General features: G+C 46.8%; 9 protein-coding genes and 2 pseudogenes. All 11 read right to left on the reverse strand.

The annotated features are described in order from the left end of the window. Positions 1-4: 4 nt before the first annotated feature. Positions 5-1,399: an MFS transporter gene (locus tag EQM06_RS09260; RefSeq protein WP_330548322.1), complete on the reverse strand. Its 1,395-nt coding sequence runs from the start codon at positions 1,397-1,399 to the stop codon at positions 5-7. Between the two features lie 169 nt (positions 1,400-1,568). Continuing rightward, positions 1,569-2,069 carry a pyrrolysine--tRNA(Pyl) ligase small subunit gene (gene pylSn, locus EQM06_RS09265; RefSeq protein ID WP_330548323.1) on the reverse strand — a complete coding sequence of 167 codons (501 nt, stop codon included), beginning with the start codon at positions 2,067-2,069 and terminating at the stop codon, positions 1,569-1,571. Positions 2,070-2,107: 38 nt separating this feature from the next. After that, complete coding sequence (gene pylD / locus EQM06_RS09270) at positions 2,108-2,920, reverse strand: 3-methylornithyl-N6-L-lysine dehydrogenase PylD (protein WP_164914417.1); 813 nt, start codon at positions 2,918-2,920, stop codon at positions 2,108-2,110. Positions 2,921-2,991: 71 nt separating this feature from the next. Further along, on the reverse strand, positions 2,992-3,834 hold the full coding sequence (gene pylSc, locus EQM06_RS09275; RefSeq protein WP_128746151.1) for a pyrrolysine--tRNA(Pyl) ligase large subunit: 843 nt from the start codon (positions 3,832-3,834) through the stop codon (positions 2,992-2,994). Between the two features lie 85 nt (positions 3,835-3,919). Continuing rightward, complete coding sequence (gene pylC, locus EQM06_RS09280; protein WP_128746153.1) at positions 3,920-5,044, reverse strand: 3-methylornithine--L-lysine ligase PylC; 1,125 nt, start codon at positions 5,042-5,044, stop codon at positions 3,920-3,922. Further along, positions 5,041-6,063: a methylornithine synthase PylB gene (gene pylB, locus EQM06_RS09285; RefSeq protein WP_128746155.1), complete on the reverse strand. Its 1,023-nt coding sequence runs from the start codon at positions 6,061-6,063 to the stop codon at positions 5,041-5,043. The genes pylC and pylB overlap by 4 nt, the downstream gene beginning before the upstream one ends. 43 nt (positions 6,064-6,106) lie before the next feature. Further along, positions 6,107-7,924: an ASKHA domain-containing protein gene (locus EQM06_RS09290; RefSeq protein ID WP_128746157.1), complete on the reverse strand. Its 1,818-nt coding sequence runs from the start codon at positions 7,922-7,924 to the stop codon at positions 6,107-6,109. Beyond that, complete coding sequence (locus EQM06_RS09295; protein ID WP_128746158.1) at positions 7,921-8,640, reverse strand: hypothetical protein; 720 nt, start codon at positions 8,638-8,640, stop codon at positions 7,921-7,923. The genes EQM06_RS09290 and EQM06_RS09295 overlap by 4 nt, the downstream gene beginning before the upstream one ends. A 68-nt stretch (positions 8,641-8,708) precedes the next feature. Further along, entirely contained in the window at positions 8,709-9,380 is a 672-nt protein-coding gene (locus EQM06_RS09300) for a cobalamin B12-binding domain-containing protein (protein ID WP_128746160.1), read from the reverse strand. 192 nt (positions 9,381-9,572) lie between these two features. Beyond that, positions 9,573-10,988: pseudogene (gene mtbB, locus EQM06_RS09305) on the reverse strand ([dimethylamine--corrinoid protein] Co-methyltransferase). 18 nt (positions 10,989-11,006) lie between these two features. Beyond that, positions 11,007-12,494: pseudogene (mttB, locus tag EQM06_RS13165) on the reverse strand ([trimethylamine--corrinoid protein] Co-methyltransferase). Positions 12,495-12,527 lie beyond the last annotated feature (33 nt).

The following is a 12,527-nucleotide window of genomic DNA, read 5'->3' on the forward strand; positions in this document are numbered from 1 at the left end:
AATGCTACCCGCTGATTTCTTCTAAGGACTTTCCCATGGTCTCCTTTCCGAAAATACCTGCCACGACGGCTACGGCAGCAAATACTCCGGTGAGTAAAATAAAAATATAGGTATATCCCCTTTCGTTTCCATAAGTATCATATATCACCGGTACGATAAGCGGAGCGATAAACGCACCGATTCGTCCAAACGCCGCCGCCCATCCGGCACCGCTGGCTCTGGCCGCGGTCGGATAAACCTCCGGTGTATAGGTATATACACATCCCCAAGCTCCCAAGCTAAAGAAATAGAGCATACAGCCGTAGATCAGAACAAGAGCGGCGGAGTCTGCATGTCCGAAAAGCCACGCCGCTAAGGCGGTTCCCGCAAAGTAAATCGTCAGTACCTTTTTTCGTCCGATCTTTTCCACAAAATATGCCGCGCTGAAATACCCTGGCAGCTGAGCCAAACACATGATCAGGGTAAATTCAAAGCTCTTGACCAGCTCAAACCCCTGTGCCATCAACAGAGACGGAGTCCACAGTACAAAACCATAATACCCGAAATTTATACCGATCCAAATCGTCCAGAGCACCACCGTGGTCTTTATATATTTTTTTGACCACAGCTCTCCCAAAGACGGGCTTTTTTTCAGCTGCCGTTCCTGTAAGGCTTCGCCGTCCCGGTGAGATTTCCATGTCTGCTCGGATAGTCCTTCACACTCTGCCTGTTCCGATAAAGCTTCTCTGCCGGCCTGTTTTTCCATGATTCGAACTAAATGCTCTGCTTCTTCATATCGGCCTGCTTCTTCCAGATATCTGGGGGATTCCGGCACCGCTTTTCTTAAATAAGCCGCAAACAAGGCCGGTACAGCTCCTGCCCAAAACGCTATGCGCCAGCCATAGACCGGTATCAGCAGGTACGCGACCAATGCTGCCAGAATCCACCCCCAAGCCCAAAAGCTTTCCAGAATAATAACATTACGCCCGCGGATTTTCTTTGGTGAATACTCACTGACTAAGGTAGATGCCGCAGGTAATTCGCCTCCCAATCCAAATCCTGTGCAGAATCTCAGGACCAGCAGCATGGGATAGTTTACGGCAAATCCGGCTAATCCGCTTGCCACACCATATAGGACCAGTGTGTACATGACAATATTTTTTCTGCCCCACTTATCCGCAGCCATACCCGATAATGCCGCTCCTAAAATCATGCCCAGCATTCCTGAGCTTCCCAATAATCCGATCTGACCGGTGCTCAGATTCCAATCTGTTCCGATAGCCGCCATGACCCCTGATACCATTCCCTGATCCATGGCATCAAACATCCAGCCAAGCCCGGTTAAAAACAAAATTTTTTTCAGCATAGGGGTTGACGGCAGCCTGTCAATCCGATTGGTAAGCTTTGCAATCTGTTCCATAAAAATCGCTCCTTTTTATCAATGTAAATTTACATAAATATATATGTGTCTTGTCATATTGGACAGTTTATCACAGGACTGCAAAACAATCAAGAAAATATTTACAGGCAATAAAAAAAACTGCCGGCAAGTAACCCGCCGACAGAAAGAGTTTTTATTTTTTAGTGGTCTATCCTTTATGAATTAAATCGCTGCCGTAATGGGAATCAAAAAAAGTCTTGGAGTACTTTTCCAGCTTCCATTCCGGTACACGGCAATCCGTACAGGGCTTTTCCGCCCACTTATTCCGAAGCCACCTTGCGGCTCTGGAATTTCTCGAATTGTAGACTTGAAAGGTCTTGCCGCAGTGGGTGGTAATCGTCGCATATTCTCCGTGCAGCTCTATATTTTTAATGCCATGAAGCACGCCGTTTCTGGAGGGCCACAGTTTCATTTTATTCAGCAGAACAAACAGTTCGATGTTTTTTCTATAATATCTCTTCTTACTATCTGACATCCTATACAGCCTTCCTTTCCGCCTGTCACCGAGCATCCGATAAGAGCGCCATTTCTTCTTTATAATGGCGAGGTGTCCGGGAGTCTCACCCGGCTTCATGGATTTAGAGTCCATGTGATCCATACGATCCACACCCCATGTATGAAATGGCAGCTTTTTATGATACTCCGCCATATTGCGGCAATATTCCCTGCGCAATAAAAATTTACGGTTTAATCGGCTAAGATCTGTCCCAGCATAACAGCTGTGCCGATTTCCAGATTGTCATGAATGGATCGTTCCTCAAAGCAGGTCTTTGCTTCCTCATCCATGGAATACGGCACACCGGGGCTGGCATATAAAAGATCTGCGTGAAGAAATTCTTTTTTCAGCCATTCGCCTTCGTTTGTAAAGTCTAATATATAGGGATAATTCTTGATCTGATTTCTTTCTGTCAGTACCGGATAAGGTAACCCCTTTATTGCGGTATCATCCTTGTCAAATATATCAAAATCAATCTTTTCTTTTGCCAGAATCTTTTCTGCTTCCCTGCCTACGATGCCATATCCAATCAGAAGAATTTTTTCCTGATGAATATCTTTTCCATGCTTGTTCATTAAGGCCTGAAGCCCTTGGATAAACCCCAAAGCGGTAGCATAATTGTTATCCGATACCTTCCCGCTTTTTATATTCAGTGCCAGATACCGGACATCATCTGCAAAGAACAATAGGTCACAGCCTCTTTCGCTGGCTTCATAAATCCCGTCAATATCCGTATGCTCCATTACCAAGGCTTCAAACCCCATGGATTCAAGAATGGCTGCCACAGATTCACTGAAAGAGCCGATGATCCCTTCTCCCTGCGTGATGGGAATCACGGCAATCTTATTCACTGCTTTGGCCTGTTCAAAGGCTTCGTCTTTCATATGAAAGGTCGTTTTGATCAGCTCCGCCAGATTCATATCCGTTCTGGCTTTCAGCTGCCTGTTGTATTCATCCATGCCTTCCAGCATATATTCAATCCACTCTGTCTTTAATCTGGTCATTTCATTACCTCTTCCAACATCTTTATACCTGCTTGCTCTCCACATTTTTGTATAAGGCTGTCCAGTGCATTTTATATATTTAACGGCTGTCCGTCTATAAAGGAGATACTTTTCCCGTAACGCTTAATCGTTTTGCTCCCGGAAAGAGCCATGGTCAGCCGCTCTATGCCAAAACCAATGCCTACCCAAGTGTCGAATACGCCCCACTGGCTGTCTAAAAAATGCGGTCCATAGGAACCGGAGGCTACTTCCAATCCATTGATTTCAATATCCACCGTACTGCCGTATACCACAGATTCTTCCACCACCAAACGATATTCCTCTTTTGGAACACCAAGCTGCGCCATCGCCGCATGAGCCAGCCTTTTCAATTCCTCAAGCTGCTGCCCGTCCTCCACATAAGCCAGTTCCACACAGTTGAGCATGGTAAACTCATTCATGTGCTGAGCCCCCTGAGATTCCTTGCGAAAGCATGATCCGATTTCAAAAATTTTTACCGGTTCATTGGTCATCCGTTTTAGTTCTCTCATGACCACATAAAGATTCGGTGCCAGCATAGGTCTCAGGCATTTTTTGCTGTCCAGCCAGAAAACCTGATCGTTTAATTTATGGCCTTCGTCAATGGTCATCTGAGCCAGCATTTTTTTGGTTATGATAGTGGGAGTCTCCACCTTGGTAAAGCCTTCGCCCGTAAGCCACTGTTCCAGCTTTCTTCCGGTCTCTACGGTTCCGGTCACATGTTTTTCATGGAGAAGCGTTCGAATCTTCGCCCGGCTCTCCTTCACCATAGATGTTTCCATTTCCCTGAAAGAACGGTCTCTGTCCTCGATGGTCTCAAATTCCAGTTCCATCCTCTCTGTCGTTCCGTTCAATTCCCCAATTCTTTCCCGCTGTGTAACCGTGAACTTTTCCATTGGTATGCCCTCTTTCTGCAATCAATATCTCTATAGACGTATTGTATCACATTCCATCCTTTTATTTTAATACTATTATTTGCTTTTATGGTAACTGTTTTAGCCGAGCGGCCACGGATGCCCGTTTTTCTTCCAGCTGCTCCGGGTCGGAGGCACTGTTGACAAAAATCCCTTTGAATTGACTGCACCCTTCCGCATAATCTGAGAGAATCACATCCGATCCAAAGGCGCCTTCCATAAGGTGCAAGGGTTCTGCACTGCTCATCATATGCTCCCCTTCCTGAAGGATTTCTCCCTGCTCTAATTTATAGTGTTCATATGCACAATACCTTCCGTCATCACGCTTTTCCCGGCAGAAACTGCCATACAGCACCATATCTGCCAGTTCGGAAAGCAGATTTACGCCGGAGGAATAGTAAACGGCCACAGGGGTCTGACTGGGAATCCTCGCATCGATTTCCAACACCTTGAGCTGACCCTCGTGCAGGATTACCTCCACATCCATGATCCCGTTCAGATGAATCAGCTTGGCAAGGGTGATACCAAGCCTTGAAAATTCCTCTTTCTGAACCTCCGTCAATTCCGGACAAGGTGCTGTCACCTTACAGCAGTCGTAAACAGAATCCATATGAATCTGCGTTACTGTGTACGTTCTGTATTCCTTCTCATTTCCAATTACTTCTATGGAATAAGACGGCCCTTCCAGATATTCCTCTGCAATCCAGTTTTCTCTGTCCGCCCGGTTCCTTAAAAATGCCTCTGCCTGCTGTTCCGTTTCCGCCAGCAGCACGCCGACGGAACCGCTTTCGCCGGAAGGCTTTATTATGTAGGGTGCTTTTCCCTGAGGATAATAAAGAGGAGCCGGTATGTGGTTCCGGTGAAAAAGCTTATCGGATTTGATCTTTGAGGACGTAATCTCATACGCATTAAAATCAAAGGCGAGCTTTAGATTCTCTTCTTCACAGATTTCTCTTACCGCTTTTAAAACCAGATCGTTCTCATTGGCCGGCAATACAAAATCAGCCTCTTTCATGGCATCGATGACCTTCTGCTCCTTTTGAACAATGTCGCCGCATACGAACCGATCACATATACCGGAAGCGGGAGCACTGGAGTTCCGGTCGATTAAAATGCTCTGTATGCCGGCAAGCTTGGCCAAATATACGGCCTCTGTCCCTTGCAGTTTTCCGCCTATTATTGCTATTTTCATCTCATTTCCTCACGGATAAACCTTTTATATTCCTCTTTTGAAGCAATGCGCAGCCCCATTTCAGACAAAATATTTCTGGCTTCTTCTACGGTTCTTCCGCCTTCATCCACATCCATGGTATTTTGAGCCACGCCCATGAATCCCGACCGGGGCGGTATGATAGAGGTAATCAAATTCGCTCCTGCCCGAATCCGATCTTTTAGTCCGCCGATTCCATCCACATCCAGAGACGCGGGAATCAGTGCGTGAGGATACAAAATTCGCATTAAAGCTATAATTTTCAATTCTTCCGTTCGATCAGGAGTCTGACAGCTTTCCATAGGACTTCCCTCCTGCGGGACAAAGCTCATCACACGAACCTGTTTTGCCCCCATCTGTCCCATGGTCAGCAAAGAATCGGCAATGTCCTGACTGCTTTCACCGATACCGGCCAGCAGTCCTTCTTCTATGTACATGCCTCTTTCCTTTGCATACAGCTTGGCATTCATCCGTTCATCATAGTCCTGGCCCACCCTCAGCTTCTTAAAAAGCTCTCTGTTGTGGGTTTCCTGATATAAGGCATACCAATCGGCTCCGGCCTCCGCCAGCTTATCTATGATGTGCTTTTCTACCACTCCGGGAGAAATCATGACCGGCGTATCGTATTCCTTTTTAATCGTTCTGATGATGTCAGCCACGGTGTTAAATTCTTCCCGGCGGTATTCCGGATCCTCTCCCATAGTCAAGTCGATGAGATTTACCCCGGAATCAATCAACTCCTTAGAGGTGGCAAGAATTTCTTCAGGGGTCTTTCGATACCGTTCAATGTTGTTGGATTTTCTGTAATAGCAGAAATTGCAGTTGTTTTTACAGAAGGTGGTAAAATACACAAAGCCATAGGCAAAAATCTTATCGCCCTGCACATCCTCCCGGATTGTACGTGCCGTATCAAAGAGAATATCCAGCTCCTCCGGATCCTCCTCGCTTAGCATCTGTACCAGTTCCGCTTTTGTAAAATTTCTTTTTCTTAAATCTAGCATGTTCCCCTCCTACTACCATATCTTATCGATTATAGTATCTCCTTTAAAACATCATGGCGGCCATATACTCCTCCTGAAAATCCTCCCTTGCAGCCAATTCTATATGCTCAATGTTTCCGGCGGCCCGCTCAGAGGCGGCCAGACAAGCTGCCGACAATAACATCATGGATGCCCCAATTCCCGCCGAGTTTCCCAGAGACACAATTTTATCCTCCTCTATGGGAGGAAGGAGCCCTACATGTATGGCACTGGTGTTTCGGATGTAACTGCCAAAGGCACCGGCAATGCTTATTCGCTCTAAATCATCAGCAGATATGCCCGCTTCCTTCATTAGAATGGAGATGCCCGCAGAAATAGCCGCCTTAGCCAGCTGAACCTCCCGCACGTCTTTTTGAGAAAGAACCACATCACTTTTTCCGTCGGGGCTGAAATAGAGTACAAATTCACTGCCCTTTTCACTCGGCCTTACACGTTCTGCCAGTTTTTCACAAACGCCTTTTTTCGCCAGCTTCTCTCCGGAAAGCAGTCTGCCGGATTTATCTACGATTCCAAACCGGAGCATTTCTCCAAGCGCATCGATGATACCGGAACCGCAGATTCCGATAGGCTTTCCACCTCCAATCACAGCGATCTGAACCTCCTCCTCTGAAAGCTCCACCCGCTCTATGGCTCCGCCGGCCGCTCTCATTCCCTGTTTCACAGAGCTTCCTTCAAAGGCCGGTCCGGCGGCTGTAGAACACGCTACCGCCCTACCCTTTCCGGTCAGCACGATTTCTCCATTGGTTCCGATATCGATAAAAAGGTGGCCCTTATTACAGTCCATCAGATCCGTTGTTATAATCCCCGCCGTAATATCCGAGCCTACATGCCCTGCTATATTGGCCGCCAAATACACTACCGCATTTTTGTTTGCTTTAAGTCCCAATTCCTCTGCTTTTATTTGAACGCTTCCGGTAAAGACCGGTGCGAAAGGAGACGCCGCCAACTGAGACGGATCCACCCCAAGGAACAGGTGGCTCATGGTCGTATTGCCTACGACCACATATTGATAGATATGCTCCGGATCAATTTCGGCTTCTTTTTGGAATTTCTCCACTGCTTTATTGATATACTGAAGGATTGCCTGATGGAGGGTCTCCAAATTTTCCACTTGTTCCATTGCATACGTTATTCTGGAAATAACATCTGCTCCATAGGCGCCCTGTGGATTTGTACCGGATTCTGCCTGAACCAGTTCACCCGTTTCCAGATTCCAAAGCAGGACAACCACCGTAGTTGTTCCAATATCTACCGCGACTCCGTAATTTTCCTTCGCCTTATCGCCTGCCTCTATATATAGGACCCGGTTGTTTCGGATGGTCAGTGTCACGTCCCTGCTCTCTTTCAGTACCTTTGGCATATGGCGCAATACAGAACCGCTAAAGGTCAATTCCTCTTTGTCCAATACCTCTCTGATCCGTACCTCATCGCTCCTCTGATCCAAAAGGGAAGCCTTAGGAACGGATAGAAAGATCTTTTTTACAGCAGCGTTCCGCACAAATCCCTCCGGCAGACATATCAGTCTCTTTTTTCTTGCCGCAGTGGTCTCTGAATCAGGGATTTCAACGACCATTCCATCGGAAACAGGCTGGCAGCAGGCCAGCCGAACCCCCTGCTCTATTTCCTGTTCAGAAAGCTTGCGGTGAGGATCCCGGCAGACCTCTTTATTCCCGGACAGGACTTTGACTTTACATTTTCCGCAGGTTCCCATTCCCGCACAATTTCCGTCTATACTGGCACCGGCTTTTATAGCAGCTTGAAGGATTGTTTCCCCTTCCTCCGCTTCGCCTGTCAAAGCCTGAGGTAAAAAAGTTATTTTCATTCCTGCACCTCTTCCATTCTTGCCCGGATTTTACAGAAACGGCATCCCGACGGATTTCCCAAACATCTCATGCATTCCGGCTCCGTCTTAATGTCCGGGTCGTTCAATACAAAAAAAAGTCCTGAACAAGTCTTCTGCGGTATCAGCAATCCGCTGTCTTTCACGGATACGCCTATCTCTTCTCCATTCAGTATTTGAAAAAATTTTTTAGACTCCATAATGGGCATGCCGAAGTATCCCGGTCCAAATTCTTCGGACAGATAAACAGGCTTTTCGCCTTTCAGCCTGTTCTTCATATCCTCTTCAATCTTTCCCTTTAATATCTCAATACCGGCATCTACATAATTTGTGCCCCAGATATCCGCATACAGAAAATCCATGATATTATCCTCACTGGAAAAATAGCATTCCCCGGCTGTCAGCATGTAGAAATAGATTCCTTTTACCGCATTCTCCGGTATCTGCTCAAAATAATTGCAGCAGATTTCCGCATCTCCTGCCCTTATCCTTCCGTCTTTAAAAATCTCCGAATCATAAAAAGAAACCAGTGCCTGAATGCGAATCCCGCCGATCCCGTCTTCCCTTACCTTTTGACCTCTTTTCATCATTCTCTGATGCTTCTCCCGGTTGAGGTCAAAACCGCAGGTTTTTATGAACCGCTGTTCTGCCAGCGGATATACGATTTCCTCGTCCAGTTGTATTTTCTGATTTTTCATACGCTCCTCTTGCAAAATAAGGTGATAAACCTTCCGGCCTACCACCTTACCACTACATTTCTATTTCTTTATTTTTTCCATTTTTCCTCGATCAGTTTAGCGGCGACCTTCACCGCCTCCACCGCATCTTCACTGTATCCGTCCGCTCCGATTTTTTTTGCCCACCTCGGTGTGCAGGGTGCTCCCCCCACCATGGTCCGGAAATTTTTCTTTTCTCCGGTTTCAACTAAAAGCTTTTCCAGTTTCTTTTGTTCAATCATGGTAGAAGTAAGCAGCGCACTTGTTCCGATAATGTCCACTCTTCTTTTCTTAGCCTCTTCCAATATGCTTTCTACCGGAACCTCACAGCCCAGATCGATGACTTCAAAGCCGGCGGTTCTTAAGGTGGAAGCAACAATGCCTTTTCCGATGTCGTGGATATCACCGGCCACAGTTGCAAGCAATATGGTGCCCTTTGCCGAAAAGGAACAAGCCTCTCTCCCATCCGAATTTAGTATGCCTAAAATCCTGTTGGTCACGTTCTTCATTACTTCAGCGGCATAAATCAACTCAGGAAGGGATAAAAGTCCCCGGTCAAAACGATCGCCAATTTCCTGATTTCCTGCACCAAATCCCAGCAGCAGGAGATCCAACAGATCCAGTTTCTGATTTTCAGCTTCAAGAATCAAATGAAATGCTTCTTCCTCATCAGCATCTACAATGGCTTCTTTTGCTTTATCTAACAATTCCTGCTTTTCCAAATCCATGCCTCCTAAAATCCTTGACAGCCAGCAATGGTAAAATAACTATTTGTTTCTTTCATACCCAAATATTTTACCATAGTTTTCAGAATTTTGCCATAAGTAATCTTTATTTTAGGGGTCTGGTCTGTATATCTTTTTTATCCGTAAACCCATTTAAATGGATCGGTGAAATAAACTACTCCTTGCAGCTTATTTCAATCCGGCTCTCTCTTTAAACCGTTCTACGGAATTGATCTTAATTCCGAGAAGCTCCTGAATTCTGAACTTCGCCTCCATCCCCGCATTTGCACCTGCACATGGTTCGACGTGAGCTAATCCGAGTCCAAGCTCCTCTCTCTTTTCTGACATGGTAACGATGTCACATAATTCTTCTAAAGATACTCCAAGCTTCTCTGCCACGTATGCTTTCGCTTCGTTGATCTTCATCTTCTTAGCTAGCTGTAGACGCATCACCAGATCTCCGGCAGTGCGTATACCGCCCATACAAGCGGCCAGAGCGTGTGCAGCTTCAGCACCTAAAGGATCGCCTACGCCTATCTACAAGCCGTCGATCTTGCCGATCTCAATCAAGGCTTTATCTGCTCTGGATACCACGTCTGCCGGAAGGTTTTCACACATTGGAATACCGCAGACGCCCATTCCGGCATTGGCATGAACCGGTATTTCCGCCACGGCCGTACACGCTTTCACAAAGGTGCATACTCTTGCAATATTCCAAGGGAAGGACTTATTGCAGTTGGTATTGACTACGACACCGAAAATGCTGGCTCCGGCTTCTTCCACCAATTTGACCTGCTTATGAGGGTACAGGCCCGCAAGCCTTTGCCCGTTATATTTTAATTTGCCGTGCATCCCTAAAACGAATTCACCAGCCATACCGATTTCGATAGGCATATCGGGGAACTTCTCCCGCATGATTTCGGTGGCCTTCAAGGATACCAGAAAATCTGCGTCTCCTGCCGCTCCGGAAGTATCCAGCATGAAACCGTCCGCACCTACATCGTTCATCTGCTCCGCCACATAAACAATATCCCGCACAGCGTGATCCACCGCCTCTTCCTGCGCCGCCATGGCTTCCTGAATTTTTCCTTCCGGAAGCAATACCGCCCAGTTGTCCACAGGGCCATCCGGCTTCGTGTAGAACCCCAGATTTGGCATAGCTCCGTAAAACAGCGGCATGGTGCATCTGCCCAAGGCCTGTTTCAGAATGGTCGCTTCCCTCTTGGCAACCCCCTTCACTGTTTTATAGTTGTAGTCACTGTATCCGATATCCACCGAATCGGCGCCCAGAACTCTTTCATGAATCATCGCGTTTGTATCTCTTGAGGTAGGGATACCGCACTTTGTGCTGATTTTGTCCGACCCGGAATCGTTTGAAGAAACGACTTCCATTCCCGGCGTAACGCCTACAAAGTTTCCGGGCATCGTAACGATTTCATAGAGATATTCCGTCTCTTCCGCTGTAAGCGGATCAATCTTACCCCTGCGGACCGCATCCTCGATGCCTTCCTTGATGTCGGCCCTGATTTCTTCTTCTGTCATATGAACGATTGATCCGTCGCCCATACGAGTGAAGAATTTTTTCTGTTCACTCATGTCACTCATCCTTTCCTATAGATTGTGTCAAATTTCTTTCCTTGCCTTGAATCTGGCTAATTCTTCAGCTTCCTCTTCCCCTTCTGCTACGATATCATGAATTTTCTTCTTTACCGCATCGGGAAGCGGCGTCACTTGATAATTTTCCAATATGCTCCGAGCCTGTTCGTTGGCTACCTGATCTATCGGCTTTGATCCATTTGCTTCCCAGTTTTCACGCATCCTTCGGTTGATCAGATTCGTGGTGGAAAGCTCCTGTTTCATGTATTTTCTGGTATGCTTCTGAGCCAAGTAATTTCCGGCAGGTCCTACGGCCTTAATTACATCCAGAGCCAGCGTATCCTTATTTACCGGGATACCTTGAAGAATTCTCCTCGTCATCTTCACGATTTCCTGATCGATAAGCAGCTGCTCATAGCTCATCGTCATGCCCATTTCAAGCATGCCCATTCCATAAATTACATTGCTTCCGGTCACCGCAGGAAGCAGACTCGTCAGGGTCTTTTCATGCCCCAGCTGTTCATCCAGACACTTACTGTCCCCCTACGTGCCGCCTACATTAGTAGGTATTCCGTAGTAATGTCCGATCTGACCGACTGCGGCGCCGCACATGGCATGCTCCGGAGCACCCACCGGCGATTGCGCTGTTTTCATATCCATAATCGTAGTAGAGGTGCCGTAAAGAATCGGATTGCCTTTATTTATGATCTGAGCCAGAACGATTCCTCCCAGAATTTCAGCATTGGTGCATACTAAGGTTCCGGCCAGCGTTGCAGGAGTCGTTCCTCCGCAAAGTCCCATGGACAAAATATCAATAGGCAGACCGTATTCTGCTGACAGCTTAATAATGCTCGTTTCATTTTCGTTGATTTCCAGCGGACTGTTGGGGCAGGCTCCCATGGTAATAATAGGGCGTTCTCTCAGTTTATCATATCCGCCCTGAATGGCCGCCGCCATATCAATGAACCGCTTTGTGTTCTTCACACCTTCCAGATCGTGTGCAAAATTTTTGGTCAGATTGTTCAACACGGCCTCTGCTTCATGAAGCGATCGAACCTTTTGATTGACATCCCCTGCTGTGACCGCAATGGAGAAAACATCACATTCCTCCATGGAGTCACAGAACCTAGCTACATCGCACAGATCCTGTTTCGTGGTCTCCCGGACCTGATGAGTATACGGATCCATTATAAACACACCCGTACCAAAATTTTTGTAAGCGACCCGCTTACCGCCGACTACCGTATCATTCTTAGGATCCCTGCCGCAAAGAGTAAACTCCGCCGGACAGGCTTCGATGGAATCAATCACTAGGCTTCTGGGAAATTTCACTCGGTCGTTTTCATAATCGACTTCACAGCCGGCTCCCGCATAAATATCCAGCGCCTCTTTTCCATGAATTTGAAGGCCGTAGTTTTCCATCAGATCCAATGTGGCTTCATGAATGGCATCCAAATCTTCATTCCGCAGGATGCAGTACCCGTATATATCCGTTTCGTGGGTAAATTTAGCCATTATGTAACCTCCTATACCTTGAGAATAGGTGAG

This window comes from Aminipila luticellarii, from assembly GCF_004103735.1.
Classification (GTDB): domain Bacteria; phylum Bacillota; class Clostridia; order Peptostreptococcales; family Anaerovoracaceae; genus Aminipila; species Aminipila luticellarii.

Coding starts and splice junctions, on each gene's coding strand:
- EQM06_RS09260 (WP_330548322.1), bottom strand. CDS start 1,399: ATGGAACAGATTGCAAAGCTTACCAATCGGATTGACAGGCTGCCGTCA.
- EQM06_RS09295 (WP_128746158.1), bottom strand. CDS start 8,640: ATGAAAAATCAGAAAATACAACTGGACGAGGAAATCGTATATCCGCTG.
- pylB (WP_128746155.1), bottom strand. CDS start 6,063: ATGCTAGATTTAAGAAAAAGAAATTTTACAAAAGCGGAACTGGTACAG.
- pylSc (WP_128746151.1), bottom strand. CDS start 3,834: ATGGAAAAGTTCACGGTTACACAGCGGGAAAGAATTGGGGAATTGAAC.
- pylC (WP_128746153.1), bottom strand. CDS start 5,044: ATGAAAATAGCAATAATAGGCGGAAAACTGCAAGGGACAGAGGCCGTA.
- EQM06_RS09290 (WP_128746157.1), bottom strand. CDS start 7,924: ATGAAAATAACTTTTTTACCTCAGGCTTTGACAGGCGAAGCGGAGGAA.
- pylD (WP_164914417.1), bottom strand. CDS start 2,920: ATGACCAGATTAAAGACAGAGTGGATTGAATATATGCTGGAAGGCATG.
- pylSn (WP_330548323.1), bottom strand. CDS start 2,069: ATGGCGGAGTATCATAAAAAGCTGCCATTTCATACATGGGGTGTGGAT.